At 43.2% G+C, this 21,742-nt stretch carries 18 protein-coding genes; all 18 read left to right on the top strand.

The window, feature by feature from the left end; genetic code table 11:
* Positions 1-7 precede the first annotated feature (7 nt).
* Positions 8-1,633 (top strand): electron transfer flavoprotein-ubiquinone oxidoreductase, encoded by a 1,626-nt coding sequence (locus LU361_RS12080; RefSeq protein ID WP_233089096.1) that lies wholly within the window; start codon positions 8-10, stop codon positions 1,631-1,633.
* A gap of 704 nt (positions 1,634-2,337) precedes the next feature.
* A complete protein-coding gene (locus LU361_RS12075) occupies positions 2,338-2,577 on the top strand; it encodes a hypothetical protein (protein WP_233089095.1) in 240 nt (79 codons plus the stop codon).
* A 223-nt stretch (positions 2,578-2,800) separates the two neighbouring features.
* A complete protein-coding gene (locus LU361_RS12070; RefSeq protein WP_233089094.1) occupies positions 2,801-3,838 on the top strand; it encodes a type II secretion system protein in 1,038 nt (345 codons plus the stop codon).
* A gap of 88 nt (positions 3,839-3,926) precedes the next feature.
* A complete protein-coding gene (locus LU361_RS12065; RefSeq protein WP_233089093.1) occupies positions 3,927-4,580 on the top strand; it encodes a type II secretion system protein in 654 nt (217 codons plus the stop codon).
* An 88-nt stretch (positions 4,581-4,668) separates the two neighbouring features.
* Positions 4,669-5,223, top strand: a complete 555-nt coding sequence (locus tag LU361_RS12060) for a hypothetical protein (protein WP_233089092.1) — start codon at positions 4,669-4,671, stop codon at positions 5,221-5,223.
* A 2-nt stretch (positions 5,224-5,225) separates the two neighbouring features.
* Positions 5,226-6,506, top strand: a complete 1,281-nt coding sequence (locus LU361_RS12055) for a prepilin-type N-terminal cleavage/methylation domain-containing protein (RefSeq protein ID WP_233089091.1) — start codon at positions 5,226-5,228, stop codon at positions 6,504-6,506.
* The gene (locus LU361_RS12050) at positions 6,503-8,536 is read left to right on the top strand and encodes a coiled-coil domain-containing protein (RefSeq protein WP_233089090.1); all 2,034 of its coding nucleotides are present in this window, start codon (positions 6,503-6,505) and stop codon (positions 8,534-8,536) included. The genes LU361_RS12055 and LU361_RS12050 overlap by 4 nt, the downstream gene beginning before the upstream one ends.
* Positions 8,533-9,177: a hypothetical protein gene (locus tag LU361_RS12045; RefSeq protein ID WP_233089089.1), complete on the top strand. Its 645-nt coding sequence runs from the start codon at positions 8,533-8,535 to the stop codon at positions 9,175-9,177. Before LU361_RS12050 ends, LU361_RS12045 begins: the two co-directional genes overlap by 4 nt.
* A complete protein-coding gene (locus tag LU361_RS12040; protein ID WP_233089088.1) occupies positions 9,174-10,313 on the top strand; it encodes a type IV pilus twitching motility protein PilT in 1,140 nt (379 codons plus the stop codon). Before LU361_RS12045 ends, LU361_RS12040 begins: the two co-directional genes overlap by 4 nt.
* Positions 10,300-11,970, top strand: coding sequence for a GspE/PulE family protein (locus tag LU361_RS12035; protein ID WP_233089087.1), 1,671 nt, complete (start codon positions 10,300-10,302; stop codon positions 11,968-11,970). Before LU361_RS12040 ends, LU361_RS12035 begins: the two co-directional genes overlap by 14 nt.
* The gene (locus LU361_RS12030; protein ID WP_233089086.1) at positions 11,967-13,193 is read left to right on the top strand and encodes a type II secretion system F family protein; all 1,227 of its coding nucleotides are present in this window, start codon (positions 11,967-11,969) and stop codon (positions 13,191-13,193) included. The genes LU361_RS12035 and LU361_RS12030 overlap by 4 nt, the downstream gene beginning before the upstream one ends.
* 2 nt (positions 13,194-13,195) lie before the next feature.
* Complete coding sequence (locus LU361_RS12025; RefSeq protein WP_233089085.1) at positions 13,196-13,717, top strand: hypothetical protein; 522 nt, start codon at positions 13,196-13,198, stop codon at positions 13,715-13,717.
* Positions 13,714-15,867, top strand: a complete 2,154-nt coding sequence (locus tag LU361_RS12020) for a type II secretion system protein GspD (protein WP_233089084.1) — start codon at positions 13,714-13,716, stop codon at positions 15,865-15,867. The genes LU361_RS12025 and LU361_RS12020 overlap by 4 nt, the downstream gene beginning before the upstream one ends.
* Before the next feature lie 80 nt (positions 15,868-15,947).
* A complete protein-coding gene (locus LU361_RS12015; RefSeq protein ID WP_233089083.1) occupies positions 15,948-16,169 on the top strand; it encodes a hypothetical protein in 222 nt (73 codons plus the stop codon).
* Between the two features lie 39 nt (positions 16,170-16,208).
* Positions 16,209-17,750 (top strand): di-heme oxidoreductase family protein, encoded by a 1,542-nt coding sequence (locus tag LU361_RS12010; RefSeq protein ID WP_233089082.1) that lies wholly within the window; start codon positions 16,209-16,211, stop codon positions 17,748-17,750.
* Between the two features lie 67 nt (positions 17,751-17,817).
* On the top strand, positions 17,818-18,726 hold the full coding sequence (locus LU361_RS12005; RefSeq protein WP_233089081.1) for an AAA family ATPase: 909 nt from the start codon (positions 17,818-17,820) through the stop codon (positions 18,724-18,726).
* Entirely contained in the window at positions 18,723-19,583 is an 861-nt protein-coding gene (locus LU361_RS20340; RefSeq protein ID WP_233089080.1) for a DUF58 domain-containing protein, read from the top strand. The genes LU361_RS12005 and LU361_RS20340 overlap by 4 nt, the downstream gene beginning before the upstream one ends.
* Positions 19,580-21,604 carry a transglutaminase TgpA family protein gene (locus LU361_RS11995; protein WP_233089079.1) on the top strand — a complete coding sequence of 675 codons (2,025 nt, stop codon included), beginning with the start codon at positions 19,580-19,582 and terminating at the stop codon, positions 21,602-21,604. The genes LU361_RS20340 and LU361_RS11995 overlap by 4 nt, the downstream gene beginning before the upstream one ends.
* Positions 21,605-21,742 lie beyond the last annotated feature (138 nt).

The following is a 21,742-nucleotide window of genomic DNA, read 5'->3' as shown; positions in this document are numbered from 1 at the left end:
ATCCATTATGGAACGAGAACACATGGAATTTGATGTCCTCATTGTGGGTGCTGGTCCTGCGGGATTATCAGCAGCTTGCCGATTAAAACAATTGAATGAAGAATTATCTGTCGCGGTTATTGAGAAAGGCTCCGAAGTTGGCGCGCACATTTTATCGGGCGCAGTCATTGATCCGCGCGCATTAAATGAATTATTCCCGGATTGGAAAAACCAACAGGCACCGGTTACTACCGCCGTGGTGCGCGATGAGATTTATCTGTTAAACAATGACAGCTCTGCCACAAAAATTCCCAATTGGATGGCGCCTAAGTCGTTACACAACAATAATAACTACGCGGTTAGTTTAGGTAACTTGTGCCGTTGGTTGGCGGCACAAGCTGAAGAACTGGGCGTGGATATTTTTCCCGGATTTACCGGCGCCGAAATTATCTATGACGACGACACCGTTAAAGGTATCTACACCGGCGATATGGGTGTTGGTCAAGACAACATGCCCAAAGATTCGTACATGCAAGGCATGGCACTCACTGCAAAATTTACGATTTTCAGCGAGGGTTGCCGAGGCCACTTGGGCAAAGAGTTAATCAACCACTTTGATTTGGATCGAGACCGCGACCCACAACATTACGCCATAGGTTTAAAAGAACTCTGGCAAATAGAACCCGAGCAACACACCCCCGGTCTTGTTATTCACGGCTCAGGCTGGCCTTTGGATAAAAACACCAGCGGCGGATTTTTTCTGTATCACACAGACGATCACCAAATTTCGGTGGGTTTAATTGTCGATTTAAATTACAGCAACCCTTGGTTAAATCCGTATGAAGAATTTCAACGCCTAAAACACCATCCCGTTCTGGCCAAGCATTTAAAAGGTGGCAAACGCATTGCTTACGGCGCCAGAGCAATTACCAAAGGTGGATTTAACTCGTTACCGAAAATGCACTTCCCCGGTGGGTTACTTATTGGCTGCGACGCAGGCACATTGAATGTATCGCGAATCAAGGGTACTCATACAGCAATGAAATCCGGCATGTTGGCTGCGCAAGCAATTAACGATGCAATTAACAATAATTCAACCCAAGCTAATTCTTACGAGCGCTTATTTAAAGACAGTTGGCTTTACGATGAATTATTCAATTCAAGAAACTTCGGTCCCGCACTGCATAAATTCGGCCATTGGCTGGGCGGTGCTTTTAATACCCTTGACCAAAATTTATTGAACAGTAAATTTCCCTTAACACTTCATGACCGACACGAAGACAACGCAAAACTTAAAGAAGCCTCTCAATGCGAGAAAATTCAATACCCTCGCCCGGATGGAATTCTATCATTTGATAAATTGTCGTCCGTTTATTTATCCAATACCAATCATGAAGAAGATCAGCCCTGTCATTTACAACTGAGCAAAGAAGAAATTCCAGTTACCGTGAATATGCCGCTCTACAAAGAACCCGCACAGCGATACTGCCCGGCCGGAGTTTACGAAATTATCGACAATCAGGCAGGCCCGCAATTACAAATCAATGCGCAAAACTGCTTACATTGTAAAACCTGCGATATTAAAGACCCCTGTCAAAACATTCAGTGGGTTCCGCCCGAAGCCGGTGGTGGGCCTAATTACCCTAACATGTGAAATCTATAATTAAAAAAAGCGCCGTTATTACAAGGCGCTTCTAATATTTGAATTCTGATATATTTTTCCATAGCCTTTGCTTTAGGTTTAGGTTTAGGTTTAGGTTTACGACGTAAAATTTTGAAAAGATAAACAGATTCAGAATCTAACAAACCAATGAATTTAAAAGATCCGAGAATTAACAGCCATAACAAATGTTATTAACCACCTACATATTATTTATCAGAGGGATCACTGTTCTCGAAATTCATAACGGCAATGTTTTCAGTTTTAATTCTATTTTAAAATCCGCTGTCTTGATCTAGATTCAACTTTCCTCAATTTCTCTGAATTTCTTTCCATTTCTCTTTATATCTCTTTATTTCTCTTTCTATTATGTGGCCCGCTATATTTCTTAATGTATCCTCAAATTTTGCGCGAACAATTTGAATAAACGATATATCTGAATAATTTTAGTTTTTCTTATAAATAATGCTTGCCCACTCAGATGAGAATATATATCATTTGCGAATAGAAGTTATTAAATTGTTATCTTAAATACCCAGCCAGATTAATCTTTGAACAGATCTTTGCCTGTGGCAGATTGATTTGTTGGCTATTTATCATCTGGAAAATAATGATTTAACGCATTGTCTTGATCGTTTATTCATTACAACAGACAAAAATTTACATACGTAATTTAATTATGAGAGAGGACCGATAGTTTGACGTCACCTGAACAACCTCATATGCCAATTTTGCAACAATTTCTCGATCTTTATTGTGAGCTTTTTAATCACGATGGCTTTGGAGAAATACGTGTAGAAATGCGTATTTTAAGACGCGGCCAAAAAGAAATTATCATTCATTGCGGCAAACAATACCGACACGTTTTAAATTGTGACAACGCACTTGCCAATGAATCAGCTTTAAAACATTTATTAAAACGAGACATTTTAGCGTAATTATTTTCGCTTTACGTTTTTATAAATTAAACAGAATTTAGGGAAAATTTTCAGGAAGATTTCAGCTGGTGAAGCTGAGTGTTAGCGCTGCTCCTGTGGGTGGAGACCGCTAATTGTTATCGCATTAAACACACTTTATTAACCAATCAGTATCAAGCAAATAACGCTTTGATGGTTGCGTGTTTGTGCAGCAATTTCGAGATCCATACTAGGAGTATTTACAATGAACTTAAATGCAAAAAATTTGCTAAAGCGCTTTAAAAAAATCGATGTTGAATCCATCCAAGACGATTCTCTACGTGAAAAAGCACGTAAACTAAAAAGCAAACAAGGTGGTTTCACCCTTTTAGAATTATTGGTTGTTGTTGCTATTCTTGCCGCCATCGCCGGTACTGCCACGATCGCTCTTCAAGACACTGACGCTCGTGCTTCTGCCGCAGCTCACGTTGCTATGATGGACGAATTAAACAAAGGTATTCACACCTTCCGTGTTTTGAATAAAAACCAATTCCCAGACACATTTGATTCTATGCTTGGTGTTGACCTTACTACTGACGGCAACGCCGCAGCAGCAACTTTCCCAGCAAACGAATTGGTTGCTATTGAAGACGCAGGTACCATCGCGTTAACAGCAGATACCGTTACAGCGCTTAACGACATCGGTATTAGCTCTCTTCAATACTTAGATTACGGCAACGCAGCTGACCTAGACGGTGACGGCGACACTACTGACTGTGCAGCAGCAAACGTTGTTGACACCATCGCTTCACGTGCAAACGCTGTTGTTTCTAACAACATCTTCATGACTCCTGCGGCTAACGGTTGCGGTGGTAACCAAACTCTTGCAGCGGGTGACCAAGTGCTTGTTTGGACCGGTGGTTATGAGCGTGTACTTGGCGCAGCGGGCGTTCCATTTGACGGTCTAGGTGGTCCAACGCTTGGTACTGGTACTCCAGGTGAAGCAATTACTGTCGGTGCTGACACCACACCAGTTCTTATGCTCGTTGGCCTTGGCCCATCGTCTACTTTGTTCAACACCAACGACCTTGGCGGTATGACCACAGTTCCTGTTTACCGTCACGTTTCAGAAACTCAATACGGTCGCTTCGCTGCTGTATTTAATATTGGTACCTTCAACGCAGCCACTGCGGGCGGTTACGACACTGCTGATCAAATTACTTTCATTACCGTAATTGATGGCGCTGGCGATACCAAAGAAGAAGAATTGGGTGAATGGGACGGAACTCGTAACACCATCTAAGTCTTTTATTGCTTAGTCTATAAAAAACGGTGGAACTTAGGTTCCGCCGTTTTACGTGCTGCCCCTATTTGATAATGCGAATTTAACGATGTATTTATCAAAAAAAAAAAGTCGCCCAATAACAGCGCAACAAGGTTTCAGTCTGCTGGAATTACTGGTGGTTATCAGTATTTTAGTAGCGCTTGCCGGAATTGGAATTTCGCTGTACGACGGCATTGATCAAACGGAACGTGAAAATTTAACAGAAGTAGAAATTGCCGAGTTAGCCCAAGCCATTCGCCAATTTAATGCCGACACAGGATTTTGGCCGGGATTAATTGATCTCGACGGCGATGGCGATTTTGACGAACACAGCATTGCCTTCGATTGGTCTATTTTAACCGACGTGCAATATTACAATTGGGACACAATTGCACAGCGCGGTTGGCGTGGCCCTTACCTGAGTGAACCGTTAAATACATCGACTATTATCAACGGATTGACGATTGCGTTGTCGGGTTTAAATTCAGGAGCAACGGGGGATTTTGGCCCCAGTAATACAACACTGCTAGATCCATTCAGTAATGCGTACTTATTACTGACATTAAATAATCGCTCCGTTATTGTCAGTGCTGGCATCAACGGTAGCTATGACGAATTTGGCGGCCTAGGTTTAAGTGCGGTCGCAGCAGACGAAGCAGATTTTTATAACAATCTCTGTTCTGGAAATTTTACCACCGACGATATCGTCGCCTGCCCATAAATACGGGCAACGATTTAACCAACATTTTTAACCTGTGAATAACTGCGTAACGCATTACATTGAAATAAGATGTAAGAGGCATTTTGAAATGATTTTTAATATAAGAAAATCCGCTAAAAAAATAAAAACATCATTTCTTTACTTTATTTATGCCGCAACAACTGTATTAGCAATAACAAGCACAGTGAACGCAAAAGGGTTACTTGTCGAAAAAAACTATCTTATCGAAGACCCTCACATTCGAATAGATCTTTCCGATTTAATCAAACAATCAAAGTCGGCTTACTCTGGCAAAATAGCGATCATTGCGCCCAACAACATTAAATTTTTGGCCACGTTAAAAACGCTGCCGGAAGAAAAGCAGTCGAGCTACATCTATACCGCATTAAGCGTTATGAACATTGCGCCAAATACCGAGATTAACTATCAAGCGTTTGTGTCGACACCTGCGGGTACTGAAAAGCAAGAAGTCATTGCGGTGTACCTTACCAATTCCCTGGCAGAAAAAATCAAAAAGACAGACCTCAGTGTTTTTAGAAATACGACGCACACCTGGCACGGCTATCATATTTATGATTACTCAAAAGGCCCGGCCATTGTTGTAGAAAATGTCGATATCGATAATCGCGAGAATACATTGTGAGAATGAATCGCGTATTAACATCAAAAATACCGCTCAAGAATTCCGGCTTTTCATTGCTGGAATTGCTTATTGTGTTGGGCCTAATCGCAACAGCGGCAACCTTAGCTTTATCAGTAGTGGACAATTCCGACAACCAAAATAGATTCGAAGAAACTCGCCGAAAATTAGCGGTTATACAAAACGCCATTTTAGGAACTGACCCAAACGCCAACACTACCAATAATGTCGATGGCTTTGTCAGTGACATGGGCCGTTTGCCATTAAGTTTAAATGAATTACTGACAGAACCCACCGATTGCAACCCGGACACCGCCGGTAACCAAACCTGTGCTTGGCAATTTGATGCTGACTCTGAAATTTGGCACGGCTGGAACGGCCCTTACATTCGCACACTCAACGCCGATTTTCGCGACGGCTGGGGTAATGATTGGAGCTGGGATTTATCCGTTGCCAATCAATTAACTATCGGCAGTTTTGGCCTAGATACCGACACCGATTTAACCACCAATAATTTAACCGGTACCAATATCGACTACGGTGATTCCACACTGCAAACCGTAGCGGTTACCAATAACCAACATCTCGTACCCCTACCGTTTAGTCCTTTATATCTCGATATAAATAGCCCATCGGTTTGCGGGCAATGCCGCGCCGATGGAATAACAACACAGGCCAGTTGCAACGCTGCTGGGTTTTTCTGGGATCCAGAACATTTGTACTGCGTTAATGATGATATCAGTGTCGATTCCGCTGCTGATTGCGACGCTGAAACATCAACGACGTGGGTGCCAGTTTACGGTGACTGTGATATTCCAGGCATAAACCGTGAGTCTAATTGCACATCGGCTGGAGGAACTTGGACTCCAGCGACGGCTTGCACAATACCTCATTACGATTTTACCGACGGAGAAAACGAAATCTGCGCGCGTGTAATTCGAGTCAATCATGGATTAATAACCAATAGCAGTCATAGATCGGATGATACCAATACCATCGATTTAACCGTTAATTTACCTTCCTCAAACGGTGATGATTCTTTTGTGTTTTCGCCAATGATGGAAACCGACGAAGCAACGCCTACTGCTGAGCTTACCTTAGCGCAAGGTCCAATCAGAATCGGTTTGTATATTTATAACGATTTAACCAATACCTGCACCACCAATCCTTTTCCCAGCGCCAGTGCACAAGGGTTATCAGACATTATTCAGTTAAATGCCCATACCGCACCCAATGTTGGTGTTAGCTCCAATCCCATCCAGATTGACTGGAGATCGTCCTTATGAACACTGTTTTGGCTCCGTTAAAATCTCGATGGAATGCGCTGCGCTACGCCAGTAGCGATGAGCAATTAATTGCCGTTCACAATGGCTACTGCCTTTGGTTGGCCCTAGTAAAATTTAAAAAAGTAACCTTTAAAAAAGTAACCTTTAAAAAAGCAACCTTTAAAAAAGTAGCGTCTGGAAAAACCGATAACGAAAATACCAAAAATTCCGATTCGGAAAAAACAGACTCCGAACTCAACACCGAATACCCGGTGATTGAACTCTGTGCACAAAGCAACGATACCGACCCTGCCTACGCGTTAAAAGAAGCCAAAGAACGTCTTGCCGAAAGCGCTGGCAAAAAATTACCTAAATCCGTGGTGTTTATTTCAAGCTTTGCCGTACCCGCGCTATTGGATTTACCCCTCGATCCAGAAAAACCTCGTAAACCTGCGCAAATGGAATCAATGCTCGGTTACGAGCTAGAAACACTGATCGCCGACACCAATGAATATTTTACTATCGGTGCCATTTTACACGGCCGTCATTTAATTACCGAACAGCAAAGAACCAACATCGCTAACGAACTGGAACTGCGTCGCAGCCAAGGCAACAGTCTGGCTCGGTTCGGTGAAGTTGCTATCGACCTTGGTTTTATCTCCAAAGAAGATTTGCACGAATCGCTGAATTATCAAGAGCGCTTGGCTCATTCAAAAACGCACATCGCCTGTGGTTGGCAACTGCACAGTTACGAACGTGAAGACGAAACCTATCACCAGTGGTTAACCGCCGGTATCGAAGCAAAAATTCGAAAAACCTGGTACAACGCCTTTGTACACAACGGTTTTAAAGTCAGCAATATCGTACCACTCGCCACCTGTGCATCTAACGTGGCGCACACTCATGGGATCGACAAATTTGCAATCGTCGAAACCAGCATGGATTACATTGCGGCTTATTCGTGTATTAATAATAAAATAACCAACTTACAAATCCAGGCTCGACCCGCCAACTCAAATTTAGACCAACAACTCGAATCCATCATCACAGAAATTACCCGTGAAGAGTGCGATATCGTTTGGTATACCAGTTATCAAGATCCGTCAGCCAAAACAACGTTTCTGGCAACACTTGCCAATAAAGTACAACGTGATATCAGAGTATTAAATTCAGTTCACTCAGATATCCTTACGTCGGAAACTGGTACGTCGGATACTGGTACATCTGTAATATCTACCACTAAAACGGCCACGTCTAAAACAGACACGTCAAAATCAGGCGGTTCGCATTTAGATATACCTCACGCAATCCATTGTGCCATTTTGGGATTGGCCATTAAAAACCATAAGTTTGGTATTTTTGGTCTCGAAAACGAACACATTAGCCTGCCGCTTATTCCACCAAAAGAACCAGCGCCGCCAGTGTGGAAAAACATCGACGTGTATCGATTGGGAATTCCCGCCGCATTATTTTTTGCATTAATTATTCACGGCGTTTACTCGGTTTGGCTGCAAGATGATTTAAAGCAAGAACTCGCCGCGCTCGATGAAGAATACCGACAAAAGCTCGCACTGAATCGACAACTCAGCAGCATTAACGGTGAATTCAAAAAGAAAGAGCAAGAGCTTGAAACGTTAGAAAAAGAATTTAAGAGTCAATCAGAGCAGCTGGATCGATTATCCAATCGAGTGATGTCTCGCACCCGTTTGGTACCAAGATTACTAAAAACAGTTGCGCTGAGCGTTTCAAATAATGTCATGATCGACAAACTGCAAGAACCCAGACGCAACAGTCGCGATCGATTCAATTTAACGGCTTGGGCAACCGACAACCCCAGCGCCACGGAATTTATTGAGCGCCTGCAACAAGCCGTTGCAAGATTAAACTACCGAGTCGTCGACCCTGATATTCAATCGGGTATCGGACGTTTTGGACTGAATGGCTACACCATTAATTTATGGTTAGTGCCCAATGTCAGTACCGCAAAAACCGATAAATCCGTCGTCTCGGCTCTTTCAACGATCAGTATCAACGAGAGGTCACCGCAATGAAATCTCTCTGGTTAAAGCTCAGTAAAACACAACAAAATCAATTATTGATTTTGATCACTGCCGTTATGCTTGCCGGTTACGGACTGTGGTATAGCGATGTCTATAAAGACATTGCCGACACCGAAAATAGAATAAACCGCCGTTTAGACCGCATTGAAAACCGGGCCGAAACCGTTGTTCAGCCGAAAAGTACGGTTGGTCTTGAAAAACAAATCGAAGAAATGAGTGGTAAATTCGAACAAGACAAACAGAGTTTACGTCGGTTATTACAGCGATTCACGCCCATCGAAAACTCGCAAGAACAGCAAAAGCTGCGCCGAGAATTAAGTGACCTCGCCAACAGTTTGGGCATGCGAGTGATTAAACTCGAAGGCTCACTGAAACGCTCTGACGATATTAACAACGCACCAGAGGTCGATCAGGAATCAGACGTAGACCGTGTGTACGGCAGACCCTTATTAATCTTTGAAGCTTGGGGCAGCTATTTTGCCGTACAAACTTTACTGGATGAATTAAACACGCTCAGCTACACGGTTGCACCGATTCGTTTTCAAGTGATCGCCGACGAACCCAATATGAACGCTCGCCAAGCGTTGGAAGTACAGCAATTGCTGCGCGTAGAAATGGTGCTCGCCATATGAATCGGTCATTACAAGCACTGTTAGAACAGGCAAGAAAACAAAAAGCCTCAGACATTCATATTTCTGAAAACGCACCCGTATCATTTCGGGTGCACGGTAAATTAATCACCGAAGGCGAAACACTGACGCAAGATGAGGTTAGATCACTGTTTCTCGGTTTAACCAGCCAGTATCAAGAGCCCGAAAAAACAGAGGCTAAAGCACACACATCATTGCCGGAAACTCAATTACAGCAAACTCTCGACTCCCACGGCAGTGTCGATTTTGGTTACACCTGTGAGCAAGGGCATCGATATCGAATTAACGCCTATCAGTGTCTGGGATCACTGGCGATTGCCTTGCGGCATTTAAACAATAATTTCCAAAGCTTGAGCGATTTGCATTTACCTCGGGCAATAGAAAATTTAACCGAGACACTCAGTGGCTTGGTGTTGGTGTGTGGGGCAACAGGTTCAGGTAAATCAACAACACTGGCGTCGTTAATTCACGACATTGCCCACAAACGCCCGGTTCATATTATTACCATTGAAGATCCTGTGGAGTTTATTCATCGCCCGTCAAAAGCTGTGATTCACCAACGGGAAATGGGACGGGATTTTACGGAATTCCCCCACGCCGTTCGCGCTGCTCTGCGAGAAGATCCCGATGTTTTAATGGTCGGCGAAATGCGCGATCTTGAAACCATTCGTGCAGCATTAACCGCGGCAGAAACAGGCCACTTAGTATTTTCCACGCTCCACACGAACGACGCGGTCAGTTCTATTGAACGTCTTATTGGCGCGTTTCCGGGTAACGAACAAGACTTGGCAAGAGTTCGATTGTCGCGTTGTTTGCGTGCAGTGGTTGCACAACATTTATTGCCGACCAGCAACGGCTTAGGCCGAGTCCCGGCGGTAGAAGTGTTACTGAAAAATTCTGCCGTCAGTAATTTAATTGAGAACGACAAGACGCGTCAGTTGTACTCCACCATAGAAAGTAATCGTTCACAGGGCATGCAAACTCTAGATCAATCCTTAGCAGATTTGGTGTCTAACCGATGGATTAGCTTAGAGCTTGCACAAAGTTACGCACGTCAACCCAATACCCTAAAAGAGCTTGTCGCTCAGGTGGGAGGACAATCCAGTGTCTATCAATGAAGCTACATTAGTGAACGCACTGGTGCACGCTAATTTATTAAAGCCCGAAGACGTAGCGCAAGCCAAACGCGTGGCACGACACGATCGGTTATCGCTGTCAGAAATTATCGGCAGAGATTATCGAATAGCACGCACGGTAATGTATCAAGCCGTTGCCGAGCAACGTAAACTGAATTTTTTACCGCTGTCAAAATTAAGTGTCGATAACGATGTTTTAGCAAAAATACCGGATCAACTGCTGCAACGGCGTTTGGTATTGCCCGTTAAACGCAACGAGCAACTTATTCTTGCAATGGCAGATCCCGACGATCACGTCGCCATTGATAATTTCAAACGCATACTCAATCACTCTTTTTCCATCGCACTGGCCGAGCCTGTTTCTATAAAATCGGTATTGCAAAAAGAGATTGCCATTACCAACCCTTTGGGTGATCAAGACCCGGTGGAATTGTTCGATGAATTAATGAAAGAAGCGTTTGTCTGCAACGCTTCCGATATTCATTTGAAACCCGAAAAAGACGAACTGAAAGTCTCACTGCGTGTTGATGGTCGCCTTATTCCTTACCCTAAATTATTGAATTCGGACGAAGCCGGATTACTGGTGAATCGCATTAAAGTGCTCGCCAGTCTCGATATTTCGGAACAACGCATGCCACAAGATGGCGGTTTTTCCTATGAAATCAGTGATTGGAATTTATCGGCATTTGATCTTCGTGTGGCAACACTGCCCTGCCGTTTTGGCGAACGCGTGACCTTACGTATTTTAGGGCAAGAAGCTGAATTGCTCGGCATAGAAAATTTAGATTTAAATCCTAAAATTAGAACTCGACTGGAAGAACTCTTAAATTATCCCAACGGACTGGTGTTGGTAACCGGACCGACGGGCAGTGGTAAATCGACTACGCTTTACGCCGCCCTACGCGAAATCGACCGAAACGAATACAACGTCTTAACCATCGAAGATCCCATCGAGCAAGTGTTAGAAGATGCAACACAAGTGCAAGTAAGCATGAAAGTTAGTTTTGCTCAAGCCTTGCGTTCTTTTTTACGGCATGACCCAGATGTTATTTTAGTGGGTGAGGTACGAGATTTTGATACCGCCGAAACCGCATTAAAAGCGTCGATGACCGGGCATTTGGTGTTGTCGACCTTGCACACCAACAATGCCATTGCATCTGTGAGTCGATTACAAAATCTCGGTTGTGAGCATTTTATGATTGCCTCAACCTTAAAGTTGGTCATTGCCCAGCGGTTAGTCAGAAGATTGTGCAGAAAATGCAAACAAAAAGAACCGCTAAACGCGCACCTACAAAATTTATTTCACGTTGATCATATTTATTCAGCCAAAGGTTGCCCGGCTTGCATGGGTACGGGTTACAAAGGCCGTATTGGATTGCATGAAATGTTTTGGGTCGATCAAGAAATGGCTCGATTAATTGCCTCCGGTGTCAACGAAGACGAAATAAGATCAAGAGCTACCGATCAATTGTACACGCTGTGGCAAGACGCCATTCATAAAGTGGTGCTTGGTGAAACATCCATTGAAGAAATTCGACCGTTCCAAGACTTAAACAGTTACAGCGGAAGCTTGGTTAATAACACCGACACACTGCAAATTGAAACCGGTATGTCGTCAATTAAAGAGGACATTGCATGACCAGTTTTGCCTACGTTGCCATGCAAAATCACAAGGAAGTTCGCGGCAGTATTGACGCTGCGAACGAACAGGATGCTGTGAAATTACTGCGTTCTCAAGGCATGTTTATTATCGATCTAAAATTGGGATCAAATTCCGATGGTATTAATTGGCGAGCCGCACTGGAAAAATGCAAACCCAGTTATTGGACGCCGACCAATAAGCGCGACTATATACAATTGTATCGCCAACTCAGCTTAATGCTGATGTCGGGTCATACTTTATTAGAAGCACTCGATCTGAGCGCGGATTTAGCCTCAAAAGCCAAACTCAGCGCAACCCTTCGTAGAATACGAACCGAAATTCAGCACGGAAAATCTTTTGCAGAAGCACTGGCGTTGTTTCCGAAAACGTTTCCACCCCAAGCCATTGAATTAGTACGCAGTGCAGAAATCAGCGGCGAACTTGATCAGGTATTGCATCGTCTGGCGATTGAGCAAGAACGAGCAGCAGATTTAAAACGACAGCTCGTTACCGCAATGATCTATCCGGTTATTGTTATTTCATTGACCATAGGTTTATTGGTATTAATGGCGGTATGGGTACTGCCAAAAATGAAAGTGTTTATTGAAGGTCGGGCATTGGATTTACCCGCAAGCACTCAAAAAATGATGGCTTTTTCAGACCTGTTAACGTACCACGGACTCACGGTACTTATTGTATTTATTGCCGGCATATTTTCTTTGCTTGCGTTCTACACCACCGCGTTGGGTAAAAAAATATTCGACCGTATTATTTTATCGCTACCATTAATTGGCAACGCGGTATTAACCGAAAATATGGCGCGCGCGGGTTGGTCATTAGCATTATTAACCTCCAGCGGCGTTACCATTATTGATTCACTAAAAATCTGCGAACGCATCAGCGGCAACGCGTCACTGAAAAAAAGCTACCACCGAGCAGCCGACAAAGTATTTAACGGATCTTCCCTTGCCTTAGCAATCTCGCAGCCATTTATTCCAGAGCTGTTTCGTAAAATGGCATCCGTTGGGGAAAAAAGCGGTGAACTCGAACGAGTCATGGAAGAAATGGGTAATTATTACAGCCAAGAATTACAAGCCAGTATCAAAAGAATGCTGGCGTTTATCGAGCCGACCTTACTATTGATGGTAGGCATACCGGTTGCGTTTGTTTATTTGTCCATTTTTCAGCTTATTTTTGCCGTTTCCACCGGAGGAAATTAACCGTGTTAGAGTCATCGAAAAACACGATCATACCCTGTACCTTCGTATTTTTAAGCGTGTTAACGGCTATTAAAATTCAGGCGCAAACGTCGCTTCCATCGCAGCCGTCTGATCCAAATCTTAACAATCGAGCGTTACCGATTTCCACGCAGAATAATCGAGATTACTCCGCCTTCACCGTTATTGGCCGCGATCCATTCGCCGTAACCCCACAAATGCTCGATAACGAAAATTTTAAACTCAAGCAAGACATTGACTTCGTACCAATCACGGGAGACTTAAAACTTCCGAAAATGCGCTTAAAAGGTGTTATTACTGGCGTCGACGAAAACGATCCACTCACTGCACTTTTAGAAATCGACGGCTTAGGCGTCTTTGTGGTGCGCGAAGGCGACACAGTCGGCTTAAATGGAATTGGCAATGGACGAGACGTAATTTTAATTGAATCAATTTCTCGTTTAAGTCTAGTCGTACGTACGGGATTGTACGGCGGTGTATCAGAACAGAGGTTTGTAATCCGATGAATCGAACATTTTATTCGACCATCCTAGTGGTTTTATTGGCGTCCTCAACTATCTCCTTCTCAACTATCGCCTTTTCAACTGCCGCTTTCTCAAAAGAGCAACGGCTTGGCACGGTTGAATTTAAAGACGCCGACGTCGGCGATGCGGTACGTGTTATTAGCGAAATGGCACAAGTCAATATTGTTGCAACCGAGGCCGCAAAAACCGAGAAAGTATCGATTTATTTAAAAGATACCACGGTTGAAGGAGTTATCGATGGCATCTGTCGTGTTAGCGGCTTGTGGTATCGCAGAGACAAAGAACACAACATTTACTACATTTTGACCGAAGACGAATTCAATCGCGAAATTGTTGTACAAAAAGATTTTATTACCAAAATTTACGAGCTAAAACATCAGAATGTCTCCGACGCTGCCAACGCTATTGAATCACTCTATGGCGATCGCGTTGAATTGACCGAGCCTAGCGAAAATGCCAGTTACGAATTAGAAGGCGACATTGGCGGTGGCGAAGGTGCCGGTGTGGGCGGTAACCGCAACAACGCCACTAATCGAAATAATAACAACCGAAACAATCGCAACAACCGAGTACAAATTGTTGGCGGTAACAACGCGCGCGATCAAGACGCGGTCGAAGTGAGACGAGACTTTTTCGACGGTAACCAGTTAAATTCTGGGGAATCCGTCAACATCAGTGAATCGCAGCTTATTCAATCAAGAGTTCGACAAGAGCCCCCTATTTTTGTCACTTGGAATTATTTGCACAATCTATTGTTAATTCGTACCAGCGACGCATCCGTTATTAGTGACATCAATAAACTCATCAAAAGTATTGACCGCCCGGCTCAACAAGTATTACTGGAAGTGAAAATATTAAGAGCTAATTTAGGGCAAGAAGAACGTTCAATTTTTGATTACGCGTATCAACAAGGTCAAATTCAAACAGGCCAAGACGGTGACGGAGATCCTATTTTTGCACCGCGACGATTATTGAACTTAGGTAATTTTCCCGTAGAAGGTGGTGCGTTCTTGGCACAGCTTACCGGTAGCGAATTGAGTGCAACCATCGAATGGTTGCACACGCAAAACCGAATCAATTTAGTGGCGCAACCGAATGTAATCTCGGCTAACAACAAAGAAGCTCGGTTAACCATCGGCGAGGATCGCGTCATTGTTACCGGTGCAACCACTGATATTATTACTAACGAATCCACCACTATTGTTAATATCGATCTAGAAACTGATACTCGAATTATCGGCACCGAATTAAGTATTTGGCCACGCATTAATGACGATAAAACCGTTACCTTAGACATCGAACAAAGCAGCACCACCCTAAACGAAGGCGTCACCAATTTACCGGTATCATCAGGGTTGGGCACCGTTACTAACGTTGCCATTGATTCGGTAACGGAATCGACCATTGAACTTACCGCAGTGGCTCGCCACGGCGCCACCATTGCCGTCGGTGGTATGATCGAAACCGAAACACAAGAAATTAAAGAAAAAGTACCTTTGCTAGGTGATATTCCTGCTTTGGGCAAACTGTTTCGTCGTGATCTCGATAACGACACTCGCAGTGAATTAATTGTATTAATCACACCTTGGATATCGGAAAACGCGTTAACAGCCCACGAAGTCAATCAAAAACGAATTACTCAGTGGACCAATAACAAAGACCTGAATCATCATCTTGAAACACCAGAAACGGATAAAAGCGAGGCAACACCTTGGCCCAATGCACTAAAAACCCGTGCCGTAGGTGCCATCAAATATTCAGCGCAACGATTACAACAGTTACAAACAAACTCAGAAATCGAATTACCCAAATGCTCAACAGAATTTAATTTCGGCCAAGCCAGATTTACCGATTGGAAAATCAATGAATGGGTTACCGTTGATGCAGTCGGGCATTGTCAAAATAACGATCTTTATTTAACCCACGCTATTGTAAAAAACGAGTCAAACCACATTCAGCAACTGCGACCAATTTTATTTAACCAGGGCTGGATTGCCTCCAGCGGTGAAAGCGCAACGCTAAAACCCAAAGAAAAAGCAACCTTGTTTTTAGTGTCTAGCCAACCGCCTGAGTGGATTTTGGAAAAGAGCAGCGAGCTGTTTTTCTACGGCGAAGGATCTATCACGCACTAGAGACGAACTAAAGATTAATACTCTAGAAACTAATTCTCCAGAAACTAATGCTCTAAAAAATAGAGTAACGGGAATGACAAATGACGACTAAGTTTATTATTTTTGCAATCAGTGCCTGTTTTATATTTTTGGTAGGCTGCGCTCAACATCCAGGCGCAGCCAAGACTGCCAAAGAAGCGGATTCATTCGGCAACAGATTGAACGACGATAATTCCGTAGTGATTTATATGTATCCTCAAGTGGGTAATGTCAATGAAGGAAAATACCTTCGCATTCCTATAACGGCTACTGAAACACAATAACAACTGCTTTTATCCAATCACCGTGATTTGGAGTTTACTATGGTTACCAATATTAAATCGAATTACCTAATTAAAACGAACGGCAATACTCAAAGTGATCAGTACAAATCACGCTATCAAAAAATAAAGAATGTTGTGCTGATTTTGTGTCTTATCGGCAGTATCGCAAGCTTGGGCTATGTGTATTATTTTTCTTACTGGAAAATGTACACCGGTTACGGCGACGATCCGACAGATTTATTAACCCTGGAAGATAAAGATCCAAAATCACTGTCGGCGGGCGATTTAACCCATTTTAAGTTTGGTAATATTTCCTTTGAGCAAGAAGCATATAATCTTCACTGGAAATTAGCGGCCTTGTTTGACAATGGTGACGGCGTATTCGAACGACCGTTCAGTGAAGCCATTGCCTCGGGTTATCGACATGACGCCGACGGCTTAGGCCCACTGTACAACGCGGAATCTTGCGAAGGTTGCCATATTGCCGATGGGCGCGCTGCGCCGCCGCAGGCACCGGGTGATCCCCTGGAAGGTTTATTGTTTCGAGTCAGCATCCCCGGGACCAACCAATACGGCGGCCCCAAAGCGCATCCAGTTTACGGCACCCAGCTGGCAGATAAAGCCATCAAGGGCCATTTACCGGAAGTGATTCCAACAATCCGCTACGAAGAAATACCCGGTACTTTCCCCGACGGAACAAGCTACCGTTTAAGAAAACCAATCTACACGTTTGAAAACGCGTTTTATGGCGATATCGAGGCCGATGCTATGACATCTCCTCGCATTGCACCGGCAATGATTGGTATGGGTTTATTAGACGCAATTAGCACACAAGAAATGATTGCCCGCTCAGACCCCGAAGATAAAAACAACGACGGAATTTCCGGCGAAGTCAATTGGGTTTGGGATCACGAAAGAGAACAATTAGCAGTAGGCAAATACGGTTGGAAAGCCGAGACGGCAACCTTGCGTCAACAAATTGCAGATGCGGCCATTAATGATATGGGTATTTCTAATGCCGTATTCACCGAGCAAAATTGCACCGCTGAACAAACACAATGTTTATCCGCGCTAAACGGCACCACCAATGATCCCCACGAACTGACCGATCAACAATTAAATGAACTTGAAATTTATTTGGAATTTTTAGCCGTTCCAGCACGCGATCCGGTCGATCATCCTGTAGCGTTGAAAGGAGAAAATTTATTTTCACAAGCAGGCTGCAACAGTTGCCATTTCGATACCTGGACTACTGGCGATGAACACCGTCAGTGGCGATTAAGAAACCAAGTAATTCACCCATACACCGATTTATTGCTTCATGATTTAGGTGAAGGTCTTGCCGATCATCGACCAACGTTTAACGCCAACGGTCGTGAATGGCGAACCGCGCCTTTGTGGGGAATTGGTATGACCGAACGCGTCAATGGTCACACGTATTTTCTTCACGATGGCAGAGCAAGAAATCTAGAAGAAGCCATTCTATGGCACGGTGGCGAGGCAGAAAATGCAAAGCAAGCTTACATGAATTTTTCAAAAGAAGATCGAGAATCACTCATCACATTTTTGAAAACACTGTAACTGCCGCTGATGTAAAAACAACAATGCTTTAATACAGAAATATTTATTGCAGTTAAGAGAGATAACCATGCAAGATACTGTCAGTCAGTTAAGAAGCGCATTAAATCGTATTATTGTTGGTAAAGAAGAGCACATCGAACTGCTACTGTGTTGTCTCTTTTCCGGCGGTCATCTATTACTGGAAGATCGCCCTGGAACCGGAAAAACCTTATTAAGTTCGGCATTAGCCGTGTTAACAGGTTTGGATTACAAAAGAATTCAATGCACAAACGACATGATGCCGAGTGACGTTTTAGGCACGCGAGTATACGATTTAAAATCCCAAGAATTTCACATGCACAAAGGTCCGGTATTTTGTCAGCTTTTACACGCTGACGAAATCAACCGTGCAACGCCAAAAACCCAGAGTGCTCTGTTAGAGGCTATGGCTGAACATCAAGTCACCATAGACGGCGATACCTTTCACTTACCTAATCCGTTTTTTGTTGTTGCTACACAAAACCCCAGCACTCACCAAGGCACCTTCCCGCTTCCTGAAGCTCAACTCGATCGATTTACCCTTCGATTAAGTTTGGGCTACGCCGAGGCAGACAGTGAAGCGCAAATTTTATTTGGCACCAATCCTAAGCAGCAATTACAACAAGAGACGGCGGTTTGTAATACCGACGACATTTTAAAAATTCAGCAACAAGTAGCGTCGGTACACGTCAGTGAAACACTGTGTAAGTACGTACAAAAACTGCTGCAATACACACGCGATTGCGGTGAATTTGAAGACGGATTGTCGACCCGCGCAGGCCAAGCGCTTATTCAAACCGCCAGAGCTAAAGCTTATTTAAACCAAGAAGATTTTGTTCTTCCCATACACATTCAAGACGTGTTTGACGCAGTGGCATCGCATCGATTAGTCCATAAAAATTACGTCGCCAATAATACGTCAAGCACCAACCATATCCTCGAAAAGGTTGCGGTGTGAGATCACTCCTGACGTCAAACTCCGAATCCGTTCAAAATAACAAATCAGCGTTTCGTTTCAATCCAACCGGCTTTGGTTGGGTTGTTATCGTATTGATTTGCCTATCGTGGACATTAGCCGTCAATTACAACAACAATTTACTGTATGCGGTGTTAAGCCTTTGGGTGTCATTGTTAATTACGACGGTCTTATTTTCTTGGTATCAATTTAAATCAGTAGAATTTTCTGGCTGGCAAACCGATCATATCTACGCGGACAATTACAACGAGATAAAACTATCGATTAATAAATCCAGTTTTGAAGGCAAATTTTATTTAAATAATCACATCAGTAACGCCCTTATCTGGATTTGTAAACCCTCCGATCCCGGCAGACAGACGTTAACGTCACCCGATTTAAACGCCATTGACAGTTTCGGCTTGTGGCGCTTTTCTAAGAATATTCCCAATCTGGAAAACCAGGTAGTTTTAGCCAATCCGTTAGAGCATCAAAAATTAGAAACCACCACCAACAATCAAGCAAACGTGCTAGAAAAAGAAGATATTGCCGCTTTAAAAAGCTATCACAGTGACGACAGCTACCGAGAAATCGATTGGAAAGCAACCGCAAGAGCGGGCGAGCTGATCTCAAGAGAATGGGAAGGCAATCAAAATTCGAGCATTCATCATCTGAGTTGGTGGGATCTAGAATCTCTGTCGGTAAAGCAAAAAAAAGAAACATTAACAGCGTGGGTAATTGAACTGTATAACCAACAACAGGGCTGGAGTTTAGAAATTCCCAATTACACCTTTGATAGTGATAACAGTGCCAAACATCGCGATCAGTGTTTATACAGAATTGCTGAGGCGAGTGTATGACGAACATTTTTCAACACTATAAAAAACCAGATTTTCTCAATCTTTGGTTAATCTTGGGTCTCGTTCATTCGTTACCGCTTTTTGTGATTCTTTTTTTAACACTCTTTTCCCTCAGTTATCCGTTTTTCTCACCGGCAATACGAGCAAAACACAAGCTCGTTATTTCCGTGAGCTTAATTGTTGGATTGGCGCTAATCACTTTTACTGTAAAACCCTTAGTTGGCGGGACCACACTTCTCGCATTTATTGCTCTAGTCAGCGTATTAAAGCGTGCCGAACTGCACACAGATCGCGATCGCTGGATTTACATCACCGCAATCAGTCTAACTGTGATGCTTAATTTAGTGCATTGGAACAATATGATTGCACTGCTTCATTTAATCGCACTGTTTTTACTGATTGTATTTTTTATAAAATCGCAGAAAAACCTCAACCAAAAAAGCTTCCACTCGCTAAAAATAGGCTTTTGGGTATTACCGCTAGCAATAGGTATTTTTTTGCTGTTTCCTAGAATAACAGGACCATTATGGAATTTCGGTATTGCGTTTAACATGCCAATCAAAGTCTATGAACATCAGTTGAATTCGAAAATAGAAGAGTCGGACGACGAGAACTACGACGGTGAGATGTCGAATTTACAAGCGCAGAATAAAGTGATTTTATTAGCAGAATTCAGCTTAACAACGCCCAGTAAGAAATCCCTGTATTGGCGCGGCCGAGTCAGCTACCGCTACGAAGACGGACAATGGCTTGATTCAATTTACCGAACCACACGCGCCCAGAGAATGTCGTCTGCCTACCGAGACATCGGTGAGTACCAGCAGCTTTTACAATACCAAAAAACGCCAGTGAGCCTGAAAGTCAAAGTAGCGGCCAATCGCCAAAACTGGTTGTACGCTCCTGACCTTCCACTGCACAACGTTCAAGAAAGCTTTATTAGTAAAGACGGACAACTGTTGTCGATAAGACCATTGCTGTCCGAATTTAACTACTCCATCAGCAGCGTTATTGACGGTAGTTTTCGGCCGGTTAAAAAACCTGATATCGACAAAGACATAGAACTCCCACCAAACCACGCAGAGTCTATGCAGCTGTTAGCCCAACAATGGAGTGAAGACTTCGCGGCGCAAGATCACTCCGTGCTTGCTAATCGATCACATTTTATCAAAACACAATTGATTCATTTACTGAACAACCCACCGGATTGGCTCGGCGTAAAACCGCCCTATTCGGCCAACAAACTGGAAAATATCATTGGTCATTCAATGCTAATGGTTCAATTAGCAGACATTCCAGCAAGAATGGTATCCGGTTACCGAGGTGGTGATTCCGTTGCCTTAACCGAAGTAGTTGTGGTGCGACAAAAACACAGACACCACTGGTTAGAGATTTGGGATAAAAATTTCGGTTGGACCAAACTCGATATCAAAGATTTACTCACCGCCAATCAAAATTACAGCCTGAATCGTCGGCAAAACGAATCCAATGAGACCACAAAAGAGAGTATTGAATCGCAGATAAGCAATCAAATTGCACTGGATAATAAAAACAGTCAAAGCTGGTGGAAATCAGTGGAAAACTGGTTGCAAGAATACAAACCTGATTCGGCTGGACCTAACGTTTCCAGCCCAGGATTGCAATCAGATAAATACGCTTCACTGATTAATATACTGGTGTATTGCTTAGCGATAGCCACATTGCTGTTAATTTGGGTGCTCGCATTCAACTTTTACAAAAAATACCGCAATCAACAAACACCCCATGAAAGAGCTTGGACAATGTTAGAAACCACATTACAAACGGCGGGCGTTTTACGTCAGCCTTGGCAATGCCCAACTGTATTAATCGACCAGGTAGAAAAAACAAATTCAAATTGGAACACTACGGCTAATCAATTGATATATAAACATTTAAAATTTACGTATGGTGTATCAAAAAATTCTGAGGAAGAACAGCAATTCTACAACGACGTTAAAGCATTTATCATTAAATTAAAAACTGTAAAGCGAAATCAAACCTAAATAAATCTTATAGAAAACGGCGATAGAAAAGACAAAAAAGACAGACAAAGAAAGATAGAAGGGAAAGGGAAAAAATAGAAGAAAGGAAAAACCAGAATAAATATAAACAGTAAGATAAAAAATATCTTTAAACATTTA

Origin of the sequence: Sessilibacter corallicola (assembly GCF_021290925.1) — a bacterium.
GTDB lineage: Bacteria > Pseudomonadota > Gammaproteobacteria > Pseudomonadales > Cellvibrionaceae > Sessilibacter > Sessilibacter corallicola.
Note: the sequence above shows the minus strand (reverse complement) of the source record. Positions and strands in the feature narration are given on the sequence as shown.

Coding starts and splice junctions, on each gene's coding strand:
- LU361_RS12080 (WP_233089096.1), top strand. CDS start 8: ATGGAACGAGAACACATGGAATTTGATGTCCTCATTGTGGGTGCTGGT.
- LU361_RS12070 (WP_233089094.1), top strand. CDS start 2,801: ATGAACTTAAATGCAAAAAATTTGCTAAAGCGCTTTAAAAAAATCGAT.
- LU361_RS12065 (WP_233089093.1), top strand. CDS start 3,927: ATGTATTTATCAAAAAAAAAAAGTCGCCCAATAACAGCGCAACAAGGT.
- LU361_RS12060 (WP_233089092.1), top strand. CDS start 4,669: ATGATTTTTAATATAAGAAAATCCGCTAAAAAAATAAAAACATCATTT.
- LU361_RS12055 (WP_233089091.1), top strand. CDS start 5,226: ATGAATCGCGTATTAACATCAAAAATACCGCTCAAGAATTCCGGCTTT.
- LU361_RS12050 (WP_233089090.1), top strand. CDS start 6,503: ATGAACACTGTTTTGGCTCCGTTAAAATCTCGATGGAATGCGCTGCGC.
- LU361_RS12045 (WP_233089089.1), top strand. CDS start 8,533: ATGAAATCTCTCTGGTTAAAGCTCAGTAAAACACAACAAAATCAATTA.
- LU361_RS12040 (WP_233089088.1), top strand. CDS start 9,174: ATGAATCGGTCATTACAAGCACTGTTAGAACAGGCAAGAAAACAAAAA.
- LU361_RS12030 (WP_233089086.1), top strand. CDS start 11,967: ATGACCAGTTTTGCCTACGTTGCCATGCAAAATCACAAGGAAGTTCGC.
- LU361_RS12020 (WP_233089084.1), top strand. CDS start 13,714: ATGAATCGAACATTTTATTCGACCATCCTAGTGGTTTTATTGGCGTCC.
- LU361_RS12015 (WP_233089083.1), top strand. CDS start 15,948: ATGACGACTAAGTTTATTATTTTTGCAATCAGTGCCTGTTTTATATTT.
- LU361_RS12010 (WP_233089082.1), top strand. CDS start 16,209: ATGGTTACCAATATTAAATCGAATTACCTAATTAAAACGAACGGCAAT.
- LU361_RS12005 (WP_233089081.1), top strand. CDS start 17,818: ATGCAAGATACTGTCAGTCAGTTAAGAAGCGCATTAAATCGTATTATT.
- LU361_RS11995 (WP_233089079.1), top strand. CDS start 19,580: ATGACGAACATTTTTCAACACTATAAAAAACCAGATTTTCTCAATCTT.